At 72.7% G+C, this 23352-nt stretch carries 16 protein-coding genes; 9 read left to right on the top strand and 7 right to left on the bottom strand.

From position 1 onward, the window contains the following. The first annotated feature begins 71 nt into the window (after nt 1-71). From TBR22_RS20165 to TBR22_RS20140, 6 genes are read left to right on the top strand one after another with little or no spacing between them, the layout of a single operon-like run. Nucleotides 72-1337: a glycosyltransferase family protein gene (locus TBR22_RS20165; protein WP_239489629.1), complete on the top strand. Its 1266-nt coding sequence runs from the start codon at nt 72-74 to the stop codon at nt 1335-1337. Further along, nucleotides 1324-2568 carry a glycosyltransferase family 4 protein gene (locus TBR22_RS20160; protein ID WP_239489628.1) on the top strand — a complete coding sequence of 415 codons (1245 nt, stop codon included), beginning with the start codon at nt 1324-1326 and terminating at the stop codon, nt 2566-2568. Before TBR22_RS20165 ends, TBR22_RS20160 begins: the two co-directional genes overlap by 14 nt. Beyond that, entirely contained in the window at nt 2565-3857 is a 1293-nt protein-coding gene (locus tag TBR22_RS20155) for a glycosyltransferase family 4 protein (RefSeq protein WP_239489627.1), read from the top strand. Before TBR22_RS20160 ends, TBR22_RS20155 begins: the two co-directional genes overlap by 4 nt. Continuing rightward, nucleotides 3835-5673 (top strand): ABC transporter ATP-binding protein, encoded by a 1839-nt coding sequence (locus TBR22_RS20150; RefSeq protein ID WP_239489626.1) that lies wholly within the window; start codon nt 3835-3837, stop codon nt 5671-5673. Before TBR22_RS20155 ends, TBR22_RS20150 begins: the two co-directional genes overlap by 23 nt. Beyond that, the gene (locus tag TBR22_RS20145; RefSeq protein ID WP_239489625.1) at nt 5657-7966 is read left to right on the top strand and encodes an aminoglycoside phosphotransferase family protein; all 2310 of its coding nucleotides are present in this window, start codon (nt 5657-5659) and stop codon (nt 7964-7966) included. Before TBR22_RS20150 ends, TBR22_RS20145 begins: the two co-directional genes overlap by 17 nt. Beyond that, nucleotides 7963-8946: a hypothetical protein gene (locus TBR22_RS20140; RefSeq protein ID WP_239489624.1), complete on the top strand. Its 984-nt coding sequence runs from the start codon at nt 7963-7965 to the stop codon at nt 8944-8946. The genes TBR22_RS20145 and TBR22_RS20140 overlap by 4 nt, the downstream gene beginning before the upstream one ends. Before the next feature lie 109 nt (nt 8947-9055). Here the strand turns inward: TBR22_RS20140 and TBR22_RS20135 are convergent, their stop codons facing one another. The 3 genes from TBR22_RS20135 to TBR22_RS20125 are packed head-to-tail and all read right to left on the bottom strand — an operon-like array spanning nt 9056 to nt 12827. Then, on the bottom strand, nt 9056-10807 hold the full coding sequence (locus TBR22_RS20135) for an ABC transporter substrate-binding protein (RefSeq protein ID WP_239489623.1): 1752 nt from the start codon (nt 10805-10807) through the stop codon (nt 9056-9058). Between the two features lie 2 nt (nt 10808-10809). Next, on the bottom strand, nt 10810-11826 hold the full coding sequence (locus TBR22_RS20130; protein WP_239489622.1) for an ABC transporter permease: 1017 nt from the start codon (nt 11824-11826) through the stop codon (nt 10810-10812). Continuing rightward, entirely contained in the window at nt 11826-12827 is a 1002-nt protein-coding gene (locus TBR22_RS20125) for an ABC transporter permease (protein WP_239489621.1), read from the bottom strand. Before TBR22_RS20125 ends, TBR22_RS20130 begins: the two co-directional genes overlap by 1 nt. An 81-nt stretch (nt 12828-12908) precedes the next feature. Between TBR22_RS20125 and bla the strand changes: the two genes are divergently transcribed. Continuing rightward, on the top strand, nt 12909-13775 hold the full coding sequence (gene bla, locus TBR22_RS20120; protein WP_239489620.1) for a subclass B3 metallo-beta-lactamase: 867 nt from the start codon (nt 12909-12911) through the stop codon (nt 13773-13775). A 110-nt stretch (nt 13776-13885) separates the two neighbouring features. Here the strand turns inward: bla and TBR22_RS20115 are convergent, their stop codons facing one another. The 3 genes from TBR22_RS20115 to TBR22_RS20105 form a co-directional block, all read right to left on the bottom strand. Further along, nucleotides 13886-15364, bottom strand: coding sequence for a DegQ family serine endoprotease (locus tag TBR22_RS20115; protein WP_239489619.1), 1479 nt, complete (start codon nt 15362-15364; stop codon nt 13886-13888). A gap of 169 nt (nt 15365-15533) precedes the next feature. Then, nucleotides 15534-16952 (bottom strand): HAMP domain-containing sensor histidine kinase, encoded by a 1419-nt coding sequence (locus TBR22_RS20110; RefSeq protein WP_239489618.1) that lies wholly within the window; start codon nt 16950-16952, stop codon nt 15534-15536. Beyond that, on the bottom strand, nt 16933-17607 hold the full coding sequence (locus TBR22_RS20105) for a response regulator transcription factor (RefSeq protein WP_239489617.1): 675 nt from the start codon (nt 17605-17607) through the stop codon (nt 16933-16935). Before TBR22_RS20105 ends, TBR22_RS20110 begins: the two co-directional genes overlap by 20 nt. A 215-nt stretch (nt 17608-17822) precedes the next feature. Between TBR22_RS20105 and TBR22_RS20100 the strand changes: the two genes are divergently transcribed. Further along, complete coding sequence (locus TBR22_RS20100; RefSeq protein WP_239489616.1) at nt 17823-19268, top strand: serine hydrolase; 1446 nt, start codon at nt 17823-17825, stop codon at nt 19266-19268. Nucleotides 19269-19295: 27 nt separating this feature from the next. Next, nucleotides 19296-20723 (top strand): M20/M25/M40 family metallo-hydrolase, encoded by a 1428-nt coding sequence (locus TBR22_RS20095; RefSeq protein WP_239489615.1) that lies wholly within the window; start codon nt 19296-19298, stop codon nt 20721-20723. 169 nt (nt 20724-20892) lie between these two features. Here TBR22_RS20095 and TBR22_RS20090 read toward each other — a convergent pair whose 3' ends face one another. Next, nucleotides 20893-23349, bottom strand: a complete 2457-nt coding sequence (locus TBR22_RS20090) for a glycoside hydrolase family 127 protein (RefSeq protein WP_239489614.1) — start codon at nt 23347-23349, stop codon at nt 20893-20895. Nucleotides 23350-23352: the final 3 nt, after the last annotated feature.

Here is a 23352-nt window from a genome sequence, read left to right as displayed (position 1 = left end):
CGTCGGAATTTTCTTACGCAACCTATATCATCGCGCGTCCTCCCGCCCCTCATGGGGCAGGAGGACAACCGATGGCTCACCTGCGGGACGCGTTGCCGCGTCCAGGCCCCCGGCTCGCGCCGGCCACCCGCATCGTCCTGTACTCGCACGACACGATGGGGTTGGGCCACGTCCGGCGCAACCTGGCGATCGCGCGCGGCGTGGCCGAGGCCGACTTCGACGCGTCGACGCTGCTGATCTGCGGCGCCCGCGAGGCCGGCGCGCTCGCGATGCCGCCCGGCGTCGATTGCGTGACGCTCCCGGGACTGCGCAAGGAACTCGGCGGGCAGTACGACGCCCGCTCGCTCGACGTCACGCTTCGGGAGCTGATCGAGCTGCGCTCGCGCGCCATCGACAGCGTCATCGCCTCGTTCCGCCCCGACGTCCTCGTGGTCGACAACGTGCCGCGCGGCGCCTGCGGCGAGCTCGAGCGCACGCTCGTGCGGCTGCGGCGCGAGGGGCGCACCAGGTGCGTGCTCGGCCTGCGCGACGTGCTCGACGACGCCGCGGCGGTGCGCCAGGAGTGGCACACGCGCGGCAACCGCGCCGCGATCGCCGCCTGGTACGACGCCGTGTGGATCTACGGCGACCCGCGGCTGCTCGATCCGGTCGTCGAGTACGACCTCGGCCCGGAGGTGGCGGCCAAGGCCCGATACGTCGGCTACCTGGACAGGACGATGGCGCCGCGCCCGCGGCAGGAGGTCGCCGTCCCCGGCGCGCCGTTCGCGTTGTGCCTGGTCGGTGGCGGCCAGGACGGGTTCGAGGTCGCTGACGCGTTTGCCCGGGCCCGGATGGCCGACGGCCTGCAGCGCGTGCTGGTGACCGGCCCGTTCATGCCGGCCGACCTGCGTAGCACGCTGGAGGGACTCGCCGCCGCGGACCCGACCCTCACCGTCCATGCCTTCGTCGATGAGCCGACCGCGCTGATCGCCAGGGCCGAGGCCGTGGTGTGCATGGGCGGCTACAACACGGTCAACGAGGTCCTGTCGTACCGGTCGCGCGCCCTCGTCGTGCCACGCGTGGCGCCGCGGCTCGAGCAGCTCGTGCGGGCGACGCGCCTGCGCGACCTCGGCCTCGTGGACATGCTCCTGCCGGCGGAACTGACCCCGGCAGCCGTCGCCGGCTGGCTGTCGCGACGCCACCTCCCGCCGCGCCCCGCGCATCGGCTGGACCTCGACGGCCTGCGCCGGATTCCCCAGTTGCTGCTCGACCTCGTTGGTGGCTGCCCGTCCGCGCGGCTGCCGCTCGCCCCCGTCGCCCTGCCTGCTCCCCGGAGTGCCGTCAATGCGTCCTGCTGATTCGACCCGCGTCGGCTACGTCGTCAAGCGCTACCCACGCTACTCGGAGACCTTCATCGTCACCGAGATCCTCGCCCACGAGGCGGCCGGCCTCGACCTCGACATCATCTCCCTGCGTCCGCCCTGCGACACGCACTTCCAGGACGCCCTGGCGCAGGTGCGTGCACCGGTGCACTACCTGGACGGCGAGGGCGCCCGCGCCGCCGACCTCTGGGCGGCGTGGCAGCGTGCCGCCGAGGCCTGGCCGGGGCTGTGGGCTCGCGCCGCGGCAATGCGCGGCGCCGACGCGCGTGACGTGTTCCAGGCGCTGCAACTGGCCCGGCTGGTCCGCGACCGCGGCATCGGCCACCTGCACGCCCACTTCGCGACCCTGCCGGCGGCCGTGGCGCGACTGGTCGCCGCGCTGACCGGCATCACGTACTCCTTCACGGCGCACGCCAAGGACATCTTCCACGAGAGCGTGTGCCGGCAGGAACTGGCGGCGCGGCTGCGCGACGCGTCGGCGGTCGTCACGGTGAGCGAGTTCAACCTGGCCTACCTGCGCGACACGTTCGGTGCGGACGCCGCGCGCGTCGTCCGGATCTACAACGGGCTCGACCTGGCACGGTTCCCGGTCGGCACGGCGCGGACCGCCGGCCACATCGTGGCGGTCGGCCGGCTGGTCGAGAAGAAGGGCTTCGAGGTCCTCGTGGACGCCTGCGCCGAGCTCGGCGCCCGCGGCGTCGCGTACACGTGTGACCTGATCGGCACCGGCGAGCTCGAGGACGCCTTGCGGGCCCGCATCCGCGCCCGCGGCGTCGAGGCTCGCGTGCGGATGCTGGGCGCCCGGCCCCAGCGGGACGTGGCGGCGGCAATCGCCGCGGCGTCCGTGTTCGCCGCCCCTTGCCTGGTCGGGGAGGACGGCAACCGCGACGGCCTCCCGACGACGCTGCTCGAGGCGATGGCGTCGGGGACGCCGTGCGTGTCGACCGACGTCACCGGGATCCCGGAGGTGATTGCCAACGGCGACACGGGGTGGATGGTGCGGCAGGGGGATGCCGTCGATCTCGCCGATGTCCTGCAGCGCGTGCTGGCGCGGCCCGAGACCGCGCATGCGGTCGCCGCCCGCGCGCGTCGGCGGATCGAGCAGGACTTCGACGCCCATCGCAATGCCGCCCGCGTCAGGGCGTTGTTCGCCGAGTCGGCCGATCGTGGCCGGGCCGGTGCATCGTGGCAGGCGGTGGGGGCATGAGGCGCCTGGCCTATGTCTGCGCCGACGGCGGCGTGCCCGTCTTCGGCACCAAGGGGTGCTCGGTGCACGTGCAGGAGTTCATTCGCGCCTGCCTGCACGATGGCATCCACGTGACGCTCTTCGCGACGCGCCTCGGCGCCGACGCTCCCGCGGATCTGGGCGTCATCCCGGTGCACCGGCTCGTCGAGTCGCGATCGGGGGCGTCGCGGGCCGCCGTCGATCCCGTGCTGGCGAGGGAGCGATCGGCCATCGCGCGCAATCGGGGCCTGGCCGCACACCTGGCGGCCTGCGGCCCCTTCGACGCGGTGTACGAGCGGCATGCCCTCTGGAGTTGCGGCGCGATGGAGTTCGCGCGTGCGGTCGGCATTCCCGGCCTGCTCGAGGTGAACGCGCCGCTGCTGCGCGAGCAGCTGCAGCACAGGTCCCTGCGGCTGCACGACGTCGCGGCGCGCATGATGCGCCGGGCGTTCCACGCCGCCGACGTCGTGCTGCCCGTGTCGGACGTGCTCGGCGACTGGCTGGTCGGCGAGGGCGTGGCGCGCGAGCGCGTGCACGTCCAGCCCAACGCCGTCGATCCCACGCGCTTCGCGGGACGTCCTGCGCCCGCCCTTCCGGAGGCGCCGGGCCTGGTCACCATCGGCTTCCTCGGCACGCTCAAGCCCTGGCACGGGCTGGACGTGCTCGTGGACGCGTTCGCGGTCGCCCGGCGTCGCGGCGCCCTGTGCCGGCTGCTCATCGTCGGGGATGGGCCCGGGCGCCCCGCACTCGAGGCGCGACTGGCCGGACTCGGCCTGGCGCACCTGGTGACCTGGGCGGGTGCGGTCAGCCCGGCCGACGTGCCGGCCTGGCTCGCGTCGATGGACATCGGCGTGGTGCCGTACGCCAGCCGCGACGAGTGCTACTTCTCGCCGCTGAAGGCATTCGAGTACATGGCCGCCGGCCGCGCCGTCGTGGGTTCGTCGGTCGGTCAGTTGCCGTTGCTGCTGCGCGACGGGGCCGGCATCGTCGTGCCGCCCGGCGACGCCGAGGCACTGGCAGTGGCGCTCGAGACGCTGTGTTCCGCACCGGTGGCTCGTGCCCGGATGGGCGAGCTGGCGCGGGCCCGCGTGCTGGCCGAGCACACCTGGGCGGGCACGGTGGCCCGCGTGCGTGAACTGGCCCGCGCGTCTGCCGCCCGCCGGGCGCCACGCGCCACGACGGTGCCCACGGCGTCGTTCTCGACGGCCGATCACCGATTGCCGAGGGTTGACGCCGCGGAGGTGCGCGATGTCGCCGCGAACTCGCACTGATGCCGCCCGATCGCTGGCGCGCAGCCTGCAGCGCTTCGCGCCCCTGCTGCGGCAGCAGCGAGGGTTGCTGGCCACCTCGGCGCTGTCACTGGCGGCCGACGTCGCGCTGCGCCTGGTCGAGCCCTGGCCGCTGAAGTTCGTCGTCGATCACGTGCTCGACCCGCGGCGCCTCCGCCCGTCCGACCCGATGGCCTGGCTCGACCCGCGCCTGGTGGTGCCGGCCGCGGCACTCGCCGTGGTGGCCATCGCCGTGGCACGCGGCGCTGCGGCGTACGGGTCGGCGGTCGGCCTGTCGATCGCCGGCACGCGTGTCATCACCGACGTCCGGGCCGCGCTGTTCGCGCACCTGCAGCGGCTGTCGCTGACCTTCCACGCGACGGCCGGCAGCGGCGACCTGATCGTGAGGGTCATCGCCGACGTCAACCTGCTCAAGGACGTGATGGTGTCGGCGCTCTTCCCCCTGGCCGGCAACCTCGTCCTGCTCGTCGCGATGCTCCTGGTGATGAGTGCCATGCAGTGGCAGCTCGGCCTGGTGGCCGCGGCAGTCGTGCCGGCGCTCGCGCTCTCGACGGTCCGCCTCGGGCGCCGGATCCGGGAGGGCGCGCGTGCGCAGCGCAAGCGCGAGGGCTCGCTCGCGCGCCGGACCGCCGAGTCCATCGGCGGCATCCGCACCGTGCGTGCGCTGGGTCTCGAGGGCGCCTTCGGGGAGGCGTTCCGCGTTCAGAACACCCGTAGCCACGGCGACGGCGCGCGGGTGGCTCGGCTCGAGGCCCGCCTCGAACGCACGGTCGACGTGCTGGTGGCGATTGCCACGGCGGGCGTGCTGTGGATGGGCGCCGGACTGGTCGCGCAACAGGCGATGTCGGCCGGCGACCTGATCGTGTTCCTCGCGTACCTCAAGAACGCCTTCAAGCCGGTGCGCGACTTCGCCAAGTACGCCAGCCGCCTCGCCAAGGCCGCCGCGGCCGCCGAGCGCGTGGTGGACCTGCTCGACACGGCGCCCGACGTGGTGGACGCCCCCGGCGCGGTGGCGGCGCCGCCCCTGTCGGGACGCGTGCGCTTCGAGGACGTGCGCTTCGCGTACGTGCCGGGTCATCCGGTCCTCGACGGTGTCGATCTCGATGTCGCGCCAGGACAACTGGTCGCCATCGTCGGACCGTCGGGCGCGGGCAAGTCGACGATCGTCAGCCTGCTCGCGCGCTTCCACGACGTGACCGGCGGGCGCGTGCTGGTCGACGGTCTCGACGTCCGCGACCTCACCGTGGCCTCGCTGCGGCGGCAGATCACCTGCCTCGTGCAGGACACCGTGCTGTTTGCCACGTCGGTGCGCGAGAACATCGCCTACGGGGCGCCCGGTGTGTCGGACGCGGCGATCGCGGACGCGGCGCGTCGCGCTGGTGCCCACGGCTTCATCGAGCACCTGCCACAGGGCTACGCGACGATCGTCGGCGAGCGCGGTGCGACGCTGTCGGCCGGACAGCGGCAGCGCGTGGCGCTGGCCCGCGCCGCCGTCAGGCAGACGCCGTTCCTGGTGCTCGACGAACCCACCACGGGCCTCGACGAGGAACACGCGCGCCTGGTGCGTGGCGCGCTGCGGGAGGTGTCACGCGGGCGGACCACGCTGGTGGTCACCCATGACCTCGCCCTGGCGATGGACGCCGACATCGTACTGGTGGTGGACGGCGGGCGCGTGGTCGAGGTGGGCCCCCCGGCGGAACTCCGTACTGCCGGCGGGCGGTTCGCGGCGCTATCCGGGGCGCGCGGACGTCGCTCCAGGTCGCAGGACAGGGAGGCCGTCGATGCTGTCGCGCGCTGATCGGGATCTGGTCGCGCGGGATGCCACCCTGCCCGGGCTCGCGTTGCTCCTCGACGCGCCGGCCGTGCAGGACCTGCTGCACGAGGTCGCCAGCGGCCACGTGGAGGCGGTGACACCGCGCTACGTCCGCTACAAGCCGGGCACCAACGCCCTGGTCGCCTACGAGGTGCGGGTCGATGGCCGGGTGGAGGTGCTGCACGCCAAGGCCCTGGCGCATGTCTCCGGCGACCGGCACGCGGCCAAGCTGCACAAGCCGGGCAGTCGCGAGGTCGTGGCGCCCGCCTTCGGGTTCGCGCGCCTGGTGCTGCCGGAGCTCGGCATCGCACTCGCCGCGCATCCGAACGACCAGAAGGTGCGCGCGTTGCCGGCGGTGGCCGCCAGTGCGTCCCGGCGCTCGCTGCTGAAGCGCGTGGTGCCGTCGAGGCCCGACCTCTGGGACGCCTCCCTCGAGCCGCTGGCCTACAAGCCCGAGCGACGCTTCGTGGCCGCGCTGCGATCAGGGGACCGGCTCTCGGCGGTGCTTCGCCTGCATGCGCGGGGCGTGGCCCTGCCGGTACACCTGGCCGCCCCGGTCGGCCTGACGGTGCCGACACGGCTCGGGGCGCGGCCGTCGCAGGGCGCCTGCGTGACCTCCTGGGTCGACGGTGTGCCGCTCGACCGCCTGTGGGCCGACGGTCTCGAGGCCGGCCTGGCCGGTGAGGTCGGACGGACGATCGCCCGCTGGCACGGCTCGCACGACACGCAGCTGCCGGACCGCCGATTCCCCGATGACCGGGCCGCCATCGAGGCGGCCGCGGGCCTGGTGGGCGCGCTCGCTCCCGATCTCGGCCCGGCCGCTCGCGACCTCGCGGCGCGACTCGCCGTGTTGCTCCGGGTGCCCGTCCCGTCGGTGCCCCTGCACGGCGACCTTCACGCGGCCCAGGTCCTCGCCCGCCCTGCGGGCATCGCCTTCGTGGATCTCGACGAGGCATGTCGCGGCGCCGCCGGCGCCGACCTGGGCGCCTTCCTTGCGAGCCTCCTCGCCGCTGCCACGCTGTCGCCCGGCACCCTGCCGGGCGTCGACGCGCTGTGTGACGCCGTGGTGGACGGCTACGCCCGCGAGGCAGGGCAGGTGCCGGTGGCGCTCGACGCGTGGACCGCTGCGCACCTGTTGCGTCGCGCCCCGGAGCCGTTCCGCACCCGGCACCAGGACTGGCCCGGCGCGACCGCCTCCCTCCTGCGGCTGGCGCGGCACTGGGCCGACGCGGCGAGGTGGCGATCGCGCACGCCCGCCGTGCCGGTGCGTCGCATCGCCGACGAGCAACTGCCGTCGCTGGCGCCTGCCATGACGCCGCGCACGGTCGAACGCGCCATCGGCGCCAGCCTGGGCCAGGGGTGGCGCTACGTGCGCGTCTGCGACATCCGCGTGGTGCGGCACAAGGCGGGTCGCCGTTGCCTGCTCGAGTACGACCTGGCCGGCGTGCCCCCCCGCCCCGACCACGTCGTGACGGTGATCGGCAAGCTGCGCGCCCGCGGCGCCGACCTCGCCACGGCCTCGCTGATGACGCACCTCTGGCGTGACGGGTTCGGGCCCGGCAGCGACCACGGCGCGTCGGTGCCACAACCGATCGGCGTCCTGCCCGACCTGTCCCTGTGGCTGCAGGCGCGAGTGGAGGGCACGGCGGCGACGACGTGGGCCTTCGACGCCGAGGCGACGCCGCGGCTGCAGCGCGCGGCCGCCTCGGTGCGGCGCCTGCACACGAGCGGCGCCGCGGTGCCGCGTGTCCACGGCGTGGCCGACGAGATCGCCATCCTGGCGCCGCGCCTCGCGCGCCTCGCGCAGGCACGGCCGGACCTCGCGGCGCGACTCGAGGCCGTGCGCGCCAGGGTCGCCACCAGGCTGCTCGCACTGCCGCCGCGGACCGATGCGCTGCTGCACCGCGACCTGCACCCCGACCACCTGATCTGGAACGGCGATCGGATGTACCTGATCGACTTCGATCTTGCCGCCCGCGGCGATGCCGGGCTCGACGTCGGCAACCTCGCGGCGCACCTGCTCGAACTCGGCCTGCGCATCACCGGCGACCCGTCATCGCTGCGGTCGGCTGCGGAAGCCTTCGTCGCCGGCTACCTGCGAGAGGCGCCCGACGTGGCGGCGCCCGTGGTCGAGACGTGGACGACCGCGGCGTTGGCGCGCCTTGCGGCGCTCAGCGTCGAACTGCCCGGGCGCGGGCACACGACAGACACCCTCGTCGCCATGTGCGAAGGCCGCCTCGGCGAGGACGCACCTGGCCTGCTGGAGGTCCACCCGTGACGACGACTCGTGTCCACCTGCCGGCGGTCGCCGCCGCGTTCGCCCTCGCGTTGCTGCCCACGCTCGTCAGCGCCCAGCCCGTCGACCGCGGCCCCGCCGTTGCAGGCGCACCGGCACGCCCGGTGGGCCCCCGTCCGCCGGAGCGTCCGCCGACGGCGCGGTCGTGGTCCGGCCTGGTCCGCTTCGGCAACGCCTACGACAGCAACATCGATCAGAACGAGACCAACCATCAGGCGTTCGGCGTCATTCTCGGCACCGGCGTGCAGTACGTCGACGACCCGTCCGATCCGTCCGTCCAGTTCACGTACGAGACGGGCCTGCATCGCTATGGTGGGACCGACCGCTGGAACCGCGTGAGCCACTACGCACGCGGGCAGGTCACGCAGGATCTGCCATGGCGCTGGGCCAAGCTGGACGTGATCGGCGAGCTGTCGCTGAAGGGCACCACCGAGGAGCGGGAGCTCTCCAACCAGGCCAACGTGACGCCTCGGCTCAACCTGCGCCTGTCCAGGCGCAACCGCCTTCGGGTGCTCGCCGCGTGGCGGGAACGGCGCTACGACGATGCGGCACGCGATGCGTCGAACCGCTACGTCGGCACGGAGTTCTCCCACCGCGGCGGGCAGGGCCGCGAGTGGACCATCGAGGCCCGTGTCGAGCGCAACCACGCCGCCAGCAATCGCTACGACTGGGATCGCTTCACGTGGGGCGGCGAGTACGTGGTCCCCCTCGGGCGGCGGGGCCGCCTCGAACTGGAGCTGAAGTACCGGCGCGTGCTCTACACCTCGCGCACGGTCGAGATCAACGACGAGGATGTGCTGCGGCGCGATCACCGATGGACGCCGACGATCGTGTGGCGGCACGCGATCACCCCGATGACGGAACTGCGCCTCGGCTACACGCGCGACAGCCGCGACTCCAACGACGTCCGCCGTGACTTCGCCGCCGACCAGGCGCTCTTCGGGATCACGCGTCGCTTCTGACCCGGTGCACGCAGGGGCGTCGCTGACCTGGCTGCCTGACGGCCGGCCGCCACGACTGGACCGATCGCCGCGGAACTCGTGGGCGTCGGCCTCCAGGTCGACGCGATCCTCACGGGCGCGGCGTCTCCCAGAACAGCTCGTCGACGTTCCAGAGCACGTGCGGCTCGATGGCCGCGGGCCGCACGTTGGCCAGTCCGGCCCGCGTGGCGCCGAGGATCTGCGGACTCGCCAGTGGCACGAGGGGCAACTGCTCGGCCACGATGGCCTGCACGCGATCGAACGCGCGTTTGCGCGCCTGGCGATCGAGCGTGCCCACCTGCAGGCGCATCAGCCGGTCGATCTCGCGCTCCCACGGGGTCGCGGGCGAGGCCTGTGCCGGGTGCCAGAGATGGTTCGCCCCGCTCGACAGCCACACGTTCACCTCCGTGTTCGGATCGGCGTCCGACCCGCCGAGGCTGAGGATGGCCGTGTCGTAGTCGAACGATCGCGTCAGTCGGTCGATGAGCGCGCGGAACTCCAGCGGCGCCACCTGCACGCCGATGCCGATCGCCGCGAGGTCCTCCTGGATCAGCGAGGCGATGCGCACGCGCTGCGGGTTGGACGTGTTGGTGGCGATGGTGAACGTGACGGGCGTGCCGCTGCCGTCCACCAGGGCGCCTTTGGCGCCACGGCGGAAGCCGGCCTCGGCGAGCAGGCGCTGCGCCTCGGGCGCCGATCGCGCCGGCTGCGGGATGGCCGCGTTGACCCACGGGCCGTAGCCGGGCGGCGTCGGTCCCCACAGGGCCGTCGCGCGGCCTCGGTAGGCGAGCCGGACGATGGCCGGCCGGTCGATGGCCATCGACACGGCCCGGCGGAAGCGCACGTCGCGGAACCAGCGCTGGCGGGCGGCCACCGCCGGCAGCGTCGTCGCATCGACGTCGTTGAGGTTGAAGAAGAGGAAGGTGTGCTCGAGGCCGGCGCCGGCGTTCCACACGGCGTAGCCACGTCCCGCGCCACGTTCCAGCGCGGCGTACTGCTCCCCGGCCAGCCGCGCCACCACGTGGGTGTCGCCCGCGAGGAAGCGCGCCACCTGCGCGTCCTCGCCAGGCACGGCCAGCAGGATCAGGCGATCGAGGTAGGGCAACCGCGTGCCACGCGCATCGACCTTCCAGTAGTGCGGGTTGCGCTCGAGAACGACGCGCTCGCCGGGCAGCCGCGACACGGCGCGGAACGGTCCCAGGCCGACCACGTCCCCCGGCGGCGTGTCGAGGCCCCAGGCGGACGTGAAGCGGCCCTCCTTCCAGGCCTTCTCGAGCCGGTGCCTCGGGAGCATCGCGAACCCGTCGAAGAGGCGCTCGGCCGCAGCGTAGGGCTGCGCGAGGTCGAACTGCACCGTGGTGTCGTCGACCCTCGACACGGTGATCGGCCTGCCGCCGACGATCAGCAGGTCGCGCTGCGGCGCGCCGACGGCCGGATCGAGGTACACCCGGAACGAGAACAGCACATCGTCGACGCCGAAGGGCTCGCCATCCGAGAAGCGCACGCCCGTGCGCAGCGTGAGGGTGAACCGGCGGCCGTCGGGCGACATCCGCCAGCGGGTCGCCAGTTCGGGCTCGGTCTGCAGTGTGGCGCGGTTGATGCGAATCAGACTGCCGTGGAGGCGGCCGGCGATCTCCTTCGACGGCCCGTCGACGGCCAGCACCGGGTTGAACGTGCGGGGCTCGGCGCGCAGGGCGACCACCAGCGAGCCGCCGCTGCGGCCTGGCCTCGCCGCGCCTCGGGTGGCGGGCTGCGCGAGGAGCGCGAGCCCGCTGGCCAGGGCCAGCAGGGCCGTCGCGGCGAGTCGTCGCGGCAGCGAAGGCGGGGAGAGAAGTGCGGACACGCTTACTCGATCCGGCCGAGCCGGGCCTGCAGGCCGTCGGCGAGGGCGTAGTAGATGTAGCACACGGGCACCAGCGCCGCGGCCGGCGCGAGCAGCCACCAGGTCGCCGCGAGGTCGGTGGCGCGCGCGTCGGCGAGCATGGTGCCCCAGCTTGGCGTCGGCTCACCCGGACCCAGGCCCAGGAACGCCAGGGTGACCTCGGCGACGATGAAGCGCGGTGCGAGGAGGGCGGCCTGTGTCAGCACGACCCCGGCGGTCGCCGGCAGCACGTGCCGCAGCAGGACATGTCGGCGGGAGGCGCCAAGTCCGCGTGCGGCCATCACGTGCAGGTCGCCGCGGCTGCGCGCCACCACGGTGCGCACCAGCCGTGCCGGCCGCACCCAGCCGACGAGCGCGAGCGCGAGCACCGTGGCCCCCACCGACACGACGGGGCGCGCGTCGAGCGGCAGGACGGCGCGCAGCGCGAGCAGCAGGTAGATCCACGGCAGTGTCGCCAGCAGGTCGGCCACGCCCATCAGCAGCACGTCGAGCCAGCCTCCGGCCATGCCGGCCACCGCCCCGACCGCGGCGGCAATGGCGAGCGTGAGCGTCACGGCGAGCATCGCGGAGGTCAGCGACCAGGCAGCGCCGTGCACGAGGCGCGAGAGCACGTCGCGTCCGAGCGCGTCGGTGCCGAGCAGGTACAGCGGTCCGTCGCTCTCGATCCCGATCAGGTGCGTGCGCCACGAGCGGCCGAGCAGCGTGTAGGCCGGGCCGTCGACCATGAGCTGCACCGGCAGTGACACCGAGCGGTCCTCGACGTAGTGGCCCGGCGTGGCGCCGGCGATCGTCAGGGGATGCACGAACGGGCGCGCGTGCCACCGGCCCGCGTCATCACGGAAGTGAAGGCGGGTCGGGGGCGCCTCCGGGTGGTCGCGATGCTGTTCCTGGGGCGTGTGTGGCGCCAGCGGTCCGGCGAGCAGGGCAAGCGCGTGCACCAGGGCGAGTGCCCATGCCGCACGCCGCAGACGGGGCCTCATCACGCGTCCTCGCGCGAAAGGCGCGGATCGACAAGGGCGCCGAGCGCGTGCCCGGCGAGCACGCCTGCCGACAGCAGCAGCGACGACAGGGTGGTGACCGCGGCCACGACGGGACCGTCGTGCGCGAGCGTGGCCTCGAGCAGCAGGGTGCCCATACCGGGCCAGTCGAAGACGGCTTCCACGGCCAGCGACGCGCTCAGGATCGTCGCGGCCGAGAGCCCGAGCAGCGTGGCCAGCGGCGCGCTGGCCAGTGGCAGCGCATGTCGCCACAGCACGCGTCGTGCCGGGAGGCCGCGGGCCCGCGCGGCGACCAGCGACGGCGACGCCAGTGCCTCCTGCATCGCGCTCCGCACGTGGCGGGTCACGGTGGGCAGCAGGCCGAGTGCCAGCACCGTGACCGGCAGCACGAGGTGCGCGAGCGCGTCGGCGGGCCCGGCGTCGCCCTCGACGCTCCGCATGCCGGCGACGGGCAGCCACCCGGTGACCAGCGCCAGCGCCACGAGGCCGAGAGCCAGGAGCAGTTCCGGCGTCGCGAGCAGCACGACCGTCGCGCCGCCGATGATGCGATCGACGCGGCCGCGCCGCGAGGCGGCACTCCAGATGCCGAGGGGGACGCCGACGGCCCAGGCCAGCAGCGTCGCCGGCACGGTGAGCCGCAAGGTGTTGGCCATGCGCGGCTGCACGAGCGTCCACACCGGCGCCTGGTGACGGAACGACGTGCCGAGATCGCCCTGGAACGCGCCGCCGATCCAATGGAGGTAGCGCACGGGGAGCGGGTCGTCGATGCCCCACGTCGAGCGCAGTCGGGCGAGCGCGTCCGGGCTCAGGGAGGGGTCGAGACGGACGTCGGCGAGAGGGTCGCCCGGTGCGAGGTCACCGAGCAGCAGGGCGACGCCCGGGACGAGGGCGCAGAGCAGCAGGGCTCGTGCGGCGACTCCGAGCACCCACGGCCAGGACCGTTGCCGGCGGTCGCGGTGCGAGGGAGGAGGGGAGTCGGCCACGTCGGGGTGACGTTACCAAAAAGGCCGGGGTGGCTGCCTCCTGCCGCTCGTCCGCGACCCGCGCCTTCGTACAATGACCGGATGCCGAGTCGCTCGATTTCGCTGCTGTGGTGGTGCGTGCTCGTGTTCGCGTGTGTCGCGTCGGCGTTCGCCCAGGACGATCCCGACGGCTGGAAGCGCCCCACCGAGCCGGTCCGCATCGCAGGGCCGATTCATTACGTCGGCACCTTCGGACTGGCGTCCTACCTGCTTGCCACGCCCGAGGGGCACATCCTCATCGACGGCGGGCTGCCCGGGCACGAGGGACTCATCCTGCAGTCCATCGAGCGCCTGGGCTTCAAGCCGCGCGACGTCAAGGTGCTGCTCACCACACAGGCGCACTTCGATCATGTCGGCACCCTCGCGGCCCTGAAGCAGGCGACCGGCGCGCGCGTCGTCGTGATGCGCGGCGACGAGGGCATCCTCGCCAGCGGCGGCAGGACCGACTACCTGATGGGACGCGATGCGGCGTACCAGTTCCCGCCGGTTACCGCCGACGAGGTGATCGGCGATGGGCACGTGCTCAGGTTGGGGGATGTGTCCTTGACCGCCCGTCACACCCCCGGCCACACGCCGGGCACCACGACGTGGACGACGACCGTCAACGAGGCGGGACGATCGCTGCGCGTCGCGTTCGCCGGCAGCACGTTCGTGAACCCGGGCACGCGCCTGGTGAAGAACCCGTCGTACCCGGGCATCGAAGCGGACTACCGTCGCTCGTTCGCGCTGCTCGAGTCGCTGCCCGTGGACATCTTCCTGGGGGCGCACGCGCAGGGCTTCGGCTTCCACGAGCGTCGGGCGCGGTCGGCAACCGAGGGCGTCGCGGCATGGGTCGATGGCGATGCGCTGAAGCGCACCGCCATCGCGTCGAAGGCCGCGTTCGAGAAGCTGGTCGCGGCCGAGAGGTAGGGCGGGGTGTCCCACCCCGCCGTTCGCCTGTGGCGTTAGCACATGAAGCCGGGCCGGTTGCCCGGCCCGGCTTCACGACGGCCGAAGGCCGAATGACGAAGGCCGGCCCCCTACGACAGCCGCTCGATGGTGAGGAACACCGTCGCCTCGCCGCGGTGCACCAGGAGCAGCGCCGGCTTCTCGCCCTTGCCGAGGCGGCTGCGCAGGCCGTCGACGCTCGACACCGGTGCGCCGTCCACCTCCTCGATGACGTCGCCTTCTCGAAGCCCCGCCGCCGCGGCGCGGCCGTCGGGGTTCACCGACCGGACCAGCACGCCGCGGCCGGGCGGCAGGTCGAGCTCACGCGCCTGCTCCGGCGTGAGCGCCTGCACGCCCATCCCGTAACCGGTCGTGTCGGGTTCGGCGCCGGTGTCGGCGTCGGGTCGCGCCTCATCCGTCGTCGTGGTCTTCAACTCGCCGACGGTCACCGAGTACGAAGCCGGCTTGCCGTCGCGGATCACCTCGAGGGGCAGCGCCGTGCCCGGGCGGACCTGGGCGACGCGGTTGCGCAGCTCGTTGCCGTCCTTGACGTCCTCACCGTTCACCCGCGTGATCACGTCGCCGCGCCGCAGGCCCGCCTTCGCCGCCGGGCTGCCCGGCTGCACGCCGTTGACGAGGGCGCCGCGGACGGTGTCGAGGCCGAGGCTGCGCGCGATGTCGGAGGTGACCGGCTGGATGGTCACGCCGAGCATGCCGCGCCGCACCGTGCCCGTCTCGATCAACTGCGTCATGACGTTGCGCGCCATGTTGGCCGGGATCGAGAAGCCGATGCCGATGTTGCCGCCCGAGGGCGACAGGATCTGCGAGTTGATGCCCACCAGTTCGCCGTCGACGTTGACCAGCGGGCCGCCCGAGTTGCCCTGGTTGATCGGCGCGTCGGTCTGGATGAAGTCCTCGTAGCTGGTGCCACCGGTGGCACGGCCCTTGGCGCTGACGATGCCCATCGTGACGGTCTGGCCGACGCCGAGCGGGTTGCCCACGGCCAGCACGACGTCGCCGACGGCGACCGCATCGGAGTTGCCGAGCGGCAGCGTCCGCAGGTTGGTCGCGCCGGCGATCTTGAGCACCGCGAGGTCGCTCGCCGCGTCCGACCCGACGACGTCGGCCTTGAAGCTGCGGCCGTCGGTGAGTTCCACCGTCACCTGCTCGGCGCCGTCGATCACGTGGTGATTGGTGAGCACGTACCCGTCGGCGCGGACAATGACGCCGGAGCCGAGGCCGCCGGCCCTCGGCGCCGGCCGTTGCGGCATCGGCCCGCGCCCGCCGAAGAAGTCGCGGAGCCAGTCGTCGGGCATCGGCTGGCTGACCTGCCTGATGCGTCGCTCCGAGCGCACCGTCACGACCGCAGGCGTGACCGCCTCGACCACGTTGGCGTAGGAGTGGGTGGCGGGGCCGAGCGTGCGCGTGACGGCCTCGCGGGCCGCCGCCACCGGGGCAGGTGTGGTGCCCTTGGCGTCCGGGGCGGCCGTGTAACCGAGAAGGACGCCGGTGAGCAGCACGGCGCCAGCCGCCGCGCCCTTCCGGCCGAGGGTGCCGTAATCAGAAGTCATCGTCGTATGTCCTCCGTGCGCGAGCCGGGGGCCCGCGGATGTCGTCGACAGGGACGCATCCCGCGTCCCCCTGCACGGTTAGACGACGGCCGGATTACCCGACCCTGACACGCCGATTACATCGGTGAAAGGTGATCGCGACCGGGGCTGGGGGCCGGTCGCTGGACGTTCAGGATCTCGCCGCAGCCGACGACGTGAGGGGCAGGCGGATCTCGAAGCGGCTGCCGGCACCGACCGCGGACTCGACGCCGACGCTGCCGCCGTGTGCCTCGACGATGGCCTTGACGAGGCTGAGGCCGAGCCCGAGGCCACGCGTGCTGCGGCTGCGGTCGCCGCGGTACAGGCGCTCCCACACGCGCGGCAGTTCGTCGGCGGGGATGCCCGGGCCGTCGTCCTCGACCGTCAGCACCGCACGTCCGTCGGCCTCGGAGGCGCGGATGACGATGTGGCCATCCTCGGGGCTGTACTTGATGGCGTTGTCGAGCAGGTTGGCCAGCACCTGGCGCATGCGCGTGCGATCCACCGGCACCACGAGCGCCGGCTCGACGTGCGTCGCGATGGCGATGCGGCCATCCTCGGCCGCGTCCTCGTACATGTCCACCGTCTGCCGCACGAGCTCGGCCAGCGGCACCGGCTCACGCCTGAGCGCCATCGTCCCGGTCTCGGCCTCAGAGATGTCCATGAGCGAGTGCAGCATCGCGTTGACGCGATCGGCCTCCTCAACGCACTCGGCGAGGGCGATGCGCTGCCGCTCCGGGTCCCCGGACGCGAGCGCCTCCTCGGCGATGCCACGCAGCCGCGTGAGCGGCGTCCGCAGGTCGTGGGCGACGTTGTCGAGGGCGCCGCGCATGCCGCCGACGACGCGATCGATGCGGTCCAGCATCGCGTTGACGAGGCTGCCGAGCTCGCCGAGCGTGTCGCCGCCCTTCGACGGCGGGACGCGCGCATCCGTGCGGCCCGTCTCCACGATGCCGCGCACCGTGTCGCGCAACGCGCGCACCGGCTGCAGCCCGGAGCGGGTGATCAGCAGGCCGCCGGCCAGGGCCGTCACCAGCACCACGGCCACGTCCACCAGCAGCACCAGGCGGAACAGCCTGAGGAGCTCGCGCCGGCGATCGGTGCTCCGACCCACCTGCAGGAGCGTGCCGTCGGGCAGGCGCACCGACGCGACCTCGAGCTCGTCGCCGCCGTCGCCCGGGTCGAGCGTGGTCCAGGTCTGCTCGCCGCTGAAGCGGGGCGTGTCCAGCTGCGAGAGGTCGAATCGCCGCCACTGCTGCGGCATGCTGAAGAACGTCAGTTGCTGCCCGGGTCCGATCAGCCGGACCAACAGCGGGCCTGGCGTGGCCGCGACATTGCCCTCGCGCAGTTCGCGGGCCAGTTCCTCCACGCCGCCGACCATGTAGGCGCGCCCGTACTGCACGAGGGTGGTCTCGATGGTGTCGCGGTCGTAGCGGCGCAGCGACGCCGACAGCAGGACGTAGGTGAGCGCCACCAGCGTCAGCGCGCTGGCGACGAAGATGGCCGCGTACCAGAGCGCGAGGCGCAGGCCGAGGGCGTCGCGCAGCGCGTCAGGCCACCTTGAGGACATAGCCCACCCCGCGCACCGTGTGAATCAGCTTCGTGTCGAAGCCGCGGTCGACCTTCTCGCGGAGGCGGAACACGAGCACGTCGACCACGTTGGTCCCGGGATCGAACGAGTAGTCCCAGACGTGCGACAGGATCATCGTCTTGGAGACGACACGGCCGGCGTGGCGCATCAGGAACTCGAGCAGGGTGAACTCGCGCGGGCGGAGCTCGATGACGCGGCCGTCGCGCGTCGCCGTGCGGCTCACCAGGTCGAGGCGCAGGTCGCCGACCGCGAGCTGCGTGGTGACCGGCGCCTGCGTCGCGCGCCTGATCAGGGCGTGGACGCGCGCCAGCAGCTCGGGGAACGCGAACGGCTTGGTGAGGTAATCGTCGCCTCCGGCCGTCAGGCCGGTCACGCGGTCGTCCACCGAGTGCCTGGCCGACAGGATCAGCACCGGCGTCTGCACGCCGCGGGTCCGCATCTGCTGGATGAGGCCGAGGCCGTCGAGGTGCGGCAGCATCAGGTCGATGACCGCGACGTCGTGCGTCCCGGTCGTCGCCAGCCGCAGTCCCGTGTCGCCCTCGGCCGCCACGTCGACGACGAAGCCCGCCTCGCGCAGCCCATTGGCGACGAACTCGGCGATCCGCGGGTCGTCCTCCACCAGCAGCGCACGCATGGGATCAATCTACTGCAGGCTCAGGGCTCGAGGGGTAGGGCCTACGGCGCGTCGGCCAAGGCCGACGCCTACGGCTCACGGCTCACGGCCCACGGCCCACGGCCCACGGCCCAAGGACCAAGGCCCACGGCCCAAGGACGTAGCCGTCGCGCTTGCGCGACGGTCAGGCCGCAGACGCGTCTCCTGATAAGCTCAGCCATTCAAGGGAGACCCACATGCTTTACCGCGCCTTCGCGTTGATTCTGCTGCTGGCCGCACCAGCACTCGGCCAGCCGGCTGCCACACCAGCCACGTCCCTGGCCGACAACCCCGACGTGCAGGCCTCGGTGCGCCTGTTCAGTGCCTGGCTGGAAGGCCAGATGGCTTATCGGGGACTCCCGGGCGTCGCGGTGGGCGTCGTGCACGACCAGCAACTCGTGTGGTCGAAGGGCTACGGCTTCGCGAACGTCGAGAAGCAGGTGCCGATGACCATCGACACGCGCTTCCGCATCGCCTCGAACTCCAAGCTCTTTGCCGCCATCGCCATCCTGCAACTGCGCGAGGCCGGCAAGCTGCGGCTCGACGACCCGGTCGTGAAGCACCTGCCGTGGTTCGCCGTGGCGCCGGCCGGGCCAGACGACGGCCCGATCACCATCGAGCAGCTGCTGTCGCACAGCAGCGGCCTGCAGCGTGAGGCCCGCGATCACTGGTCCAGTCTCAGCTTTCCCACCGAGTCCGAGTTGCGGGCGCTCATGTCCGGCCGCAAGGCCACGTTCCCGCCGCAGACGCGGTGGAAGTATTCCAATCTCGCGTTCGCGATCGCCGGCATGGTCGTCGAGCAGATCACCGGCCAGCGGTGGGCCGACTACGTGCAGGCCAGGATTCTCGCGCCGCTCGGCATGACCTCCTCGAGCATCGACACGCCGGACCCCGGCCTGGCGACGCCCTACGCCAGCCGCACGGCCTCCGGCACACGGCGCATCCTGCCGTTCGTCGACGCACACGCGATGGCCGCGGCCGCCGGCATGACGTCGACCGTCTCGGATCTCTCGAGGTTCATCTCCGCCCAGTTCAGGCGCGGTCCGGCCGGCGGCGCCAACGTCCTTTCGGCCGGGTCCTGGCGGGAGGCGCTGCGGGTGCGGTCGGTGGAGGAGGACTGGGAGAGCGGATCGGGTCTGGGCTTCGACCACGTGCGCGTCAAGGGCCGCACCTACGTGGGGCACGGCGGTGGATATCCCGGCAACACGACGATGACCCGCGCGCAAATCGACGACAAGATCGGCGTGGTGGTGCTCACCAACACCAACGACTCGAATCCTGGCGCCATCGCCGACCAGCTGCTCGCCACCGTCGGGGCCGCCGTGGTGAAGGCGGCCCAGCCGAAGGCGACCGCGCAGTGGGACGACGCCTATGCCCGCTTTGCTGGTCTCTATCGCAGTCCCCTTTCCGACGACATCATCCAGGTGGTGCTCCTGAACAAGCAGCTGGTGCTCTTGCAGGCCCAGGCGCCTGCGGCCGAGTCCCGTGTGAGGCTCGAGCCGCTCGGCGACGGCCGTTTCAGGCTCATGGCGCCCGGGGGTGGCCAGTCGGTCGGCGAGATCGTGCGGTTCGAGGAAGTGGCGGGCCGGCCGACCCGGATGATCCTGGGCGACACGTGGTCGGAGCGCGTCGACCGGTACTGACGCGTTGGTCATGCTACTTTCGGCGGGATGTTTCGCACCCACACATCCCGCCCGATTGCCCTCGCCAGCCTGCTGGCCGCTGCCGTGGCCTGCAACGGCACGCCCGCGCCGGAGGTCACCCCGGACAAGGGGGCCGTCGCGGCCGCCCCGGCCGTCGACGCGGCGCTGCTCGAGCGGCGCATCGCCGCGCACATGCGGTTCCTTGCCAGCGACGCGCTGAACGGCCGTGGCAGCGGCACGCGCGACGAGTGGATTGCCGCCACCTACATCGGCGCGCAGCTCGCCGCACTCGGCCTCGAGCCGATGGGCGACGACGGCTGGTTCGTGCAGCAGGTGGAGGTGCAGCACTACAAGGCCGCCGCGCCACCGGTGCTCACGGCCGGCGACCGCACGTTCACGCGCGGTGAGGCGTTCACCGTGAACTCGGTGTCGGGGCCGCGGCTGGCCGGGCCGCTGCGTCACTTCGTGGCCGGCGCGCCGGTGCCGCCAGGGGCGGTGGTCATCCTGCCGGCCGACGCGCCGACCTCTGCGTTCGGCGCCCTCGGCGGGGCGGTGCTGGTCCTCCGCAAGGCGGCGGCGACGCCGACCGGGGCTCGTGCCCGCGGGCCATCCGATCGCATCGCCTCGCAACTGGTGGGCGTGCCGCCGGGGCCGCCGGCCAACCCGACGGTGCTGACGCTCGACGCGGCCACGCACGAGGCCATCACCGCAATGGCCGATGGCACGCCGGTGCGGCTCGAGAGCGAGCTGGTGCCACTGGAGCGCACGCGCACGTGGAACGTCGTGGGGCGCCTCGCGGGCAGCGATCCGTCGGCCGCCTCGCAGGCGGTCATCCTGTCGGCGCACCTCGATCACATCGGCGCGCGCGAGGCGAGGGCCGGCGAGGTCACCGATGCCATCTACAACGGCGCCGACGACGACGCCTCTGGCGTGACGGCGGTGCTGGAACTCGCGCGGCTGTTGACGTCGGGGCCACGCCCGCGCCGACCCATCGTGTTCGCGTTGTTCGGCAGCGAGGAAGCCGGCGGCTACGGCGCGGGCTACTTCGTGGACCGGCCCGTCGTGCCGCTCTCGGACATCGTCGCCGACCTGCAGATCGAGATGATCGGCAGGCCGGACGACAAGGTGGCGGCCGGCACGCTGTGGCTCACCGGCTACGAGCGGTCGACGCTCGGACCGAAGCTGGCCGAGCACGGCGCCCGGCTGGTCGCCGATCCGCATCCCGACCAGCGCTTCTTCGAGCGGTCCGACAACATCCGCTTCGCGCGACGCGGCGTGGTGGCCCACACCGTGTCGAGCTTCGGGCTGCACAAGGAGTACCACCAGCCCTCCGACGAGTTGCGGCACGTCAACGTGGCGCACATGCGCGACGCGGTCGCGTCCCTCGTGGAACCGGTGCGCTGGCTGGCGACCACGACCGAGAAACCTGACTGGATTGAGGGGAAGAAGCCATGACGTTTGACGTTCAGAACGCCGAACGCCGAACCACCATGGCTCAAGGCTTCAGGCTCAAGACTCAGAGGGCATTCGGAGCTGGCTGCTGCAGGGCGGAGGGTCAGAGCCCTCGCAGTCAGATGCCGTCTGAGCCCTGAGCCCTGAGCCCTGAGCCCAGAGCCGTCAGCGCTCAGTCCACGCTCCACTCCTGGAGGCCCGCCGAGAAGCCGGGCTGCATCACCACGACGAGGCGCAGCGCGGTCGTGCGAACGGGGCCGAAGGCGACGCGGTTCATCGCGTCCTTCGCCGTGCCGTAGGCGCCCGTCGCCTGGACGGGGATCCACTTGTCGCCCTGCCGGTACTCGATGTGCCATGACGCCGGGACCCGCACCTCGCCCCGGCCGGTGTCGTCGAACCAGTACACCGCCGCGTGGTCGACGGTGGCCGCCTCGGCCAGCGCGTACTCGACCCACGCCGTCTCGCCCTTGCGGGGCCACCAGTCGAAGTACGCCGTCGAGTCCCCTGACGAGGCGGGAAGTTCGCCGTCGTTGATCGGGCGCGGGCTCCGCCGGGCCGGCGACGTCGTCACCGTGCTGCGCACCGATACGGTGGGGAACGGGCGCGGCTTCGCGGCGGCGTCGCTGGTGGCGAGCCACACGGCCATCGGACCGGCGCCCCTGTTGGCCCACGTGGCATACGGAATCAGCGTGACCTCGCGCGGGCGTCGCGTCAGGCTGCCGTCGCGGGCGCGGGCCAGCGCCGTGCCCCGCGTCGTGACCACCGGGACGCCGCCGAGCAGGTCGGCGCGGAAGCGCGTCGCGAGCGGCGCGTCCGCCGCGATGACGACGTTGCGGACGTCGCCGTCGTTGTCCGGCCACTCGGCCGCCATGACGATGGGGCCGCGTTGCACGGCGACCCGGTCGCGGTCGGCTTCGACCGACGGATGGGCGCGCACCCGGCGCGCCGGCATCGGCAGGTCCAGCGTCACGACGTCGCCAGCGTTCCACGCGCGTCGGATCGTCGCGTAGCCGCGATCGACCTCGACCGGCACGGCCGCGCCGTTGACCGTCAGCGTCGGCGCCGGCGCGGGCCCGTCGTCGAAGCGATAGAGGTCGCTCGGCACGGGTTGCTCGCGGGCCCAGCCCGGGATGCGCAGCTTGAGCGCGAAGCTGCGCGAGGCTTCCGGCGTCACGGTCACCGAGACGCGTCCGTCCCACGGGTAGCGGGTCTGCTGGCGCAGGGTGACGCGGTGGCCGCCATCGGTGTCGATGCGGGCCGTGCCGGCCGCATACAGGTTGACGAAGATCGTGTCGCCCTGGTGCGCGTACAGGTAACCGGGGAGCGAAGCCAGGAACCGGGTGATGTTGCCCGGGCAGCAGGCGACACCGAACCAGGGGCTGCGCTGGTGCTGCCCGATGGACTCGAGCGGGTTCGGGTAGAAGTACGTGCGCCCGTCGAGGGCAACGCCCGACAGCAGCGCGTTGAACAGCGTGCGCTCGAGCACGTCGACGTACTTGCCGTCGCCGTGCAGCAGGAAGAGCCGGTGGTTCCAGAAATCCATGCCCACCGACGCGCACGTCTCGTTGTACGCACTCATGTTCGGCAGCTCGTACCGCGCGCCGAATGCCTCGCCCGCCCCGGTCGCGCCGATGCCGCCGGTGACGTACAGCTTGCTGCCGACCGTGTGCGTCCAGATGGCATCCAGCGCCCTGGCGTAAGCCACGTCGCCGGTGATCGCGGCGACATCGGCCATGCCCGCGTACATGTACATGGCGCGGACGGCGTGCCCGACCGGCTCGGTCTGCTCGACGGCGCGCAGGTGCGCCTGGTTGTACTCGAGTCCGCGAGGGTTGGTCTTCTCGCCGGCGTTGGGGCCGCGCGCGTCGAGCAGGAACTTCGCCAGCGCGAGGTAGCGTGCCTCTCCGGTCACGCGGTACAGGCGCACGAGCCCCATCTCGGTGACCTGGTGTCCGGGCCAGATCGACGCCTTGCCCGGGCCGAACGTGCGGTCGAGGAGATCGGCGGCGCGCACCGCGACGTCGAGCAGCGTGCGCTTGCCGGTGGCCTGATGATGCGCCGCGGCGGCCTCGAACAGGTGCCCGAGGTTGTACAACTCGTGGCTGTCGTCGCGCTCCAGTTCCCAGCGTGCGGTGCCGGCCCACGGATGCGGGGCGGCAGGATTGATGGTCCGCGTCGTGTACAGGTAGCCGTCGCGTTCCTGCGCTGCCGCGATGGTCGCGATCAACTCGTCGACGTAGGCGTCGAGCTTCGGGTCGGGCGTCACGCTCAAGGCGTAGGAGGCGCCCTCGATGACCTTGTAGAGGTCGCTGTCGTCGAACGGGTAGCCCGGCGGCTTCGTGTTCTCGAGCGGCTCGCCGCGCAGGACGCGCGCCGCCCGGCGGAAGTTCTCGACCCGCCCGGTGATCTCGCACTGCTGCAAGGCCGTCGGGATCGACGCCGTCCGGTTGCGCTCGATCCGCGGCGCCCAGAACTCGTCGTCGAGCGTCACCGCCGTGAAGGGCACCGGCTGCACCGGGTAGTCGCGCGGCGGCGGCGCCTGTGCGCCCACTCCGACCACGCCGCTTGCGACGACGGTGCCCGCGATGCAGGTCACGATGCCGGCGATGACTGCTGTTGCGCGTGACATGTG

The organism is Luteitalea sp. TBR-22 (assembly GCF_016865485.1).
GTDB lineage: Bacteria > Acidobacteriota > Vicinamibacteria > Vicinamibacterales > Vicinamibacteraceae > Luteitalea.
The sequence above is the reverse complement of the archived record's forward strand: the minus strand, read 5'-3'. Positions and strand labels throughout refer to the sequence as shown.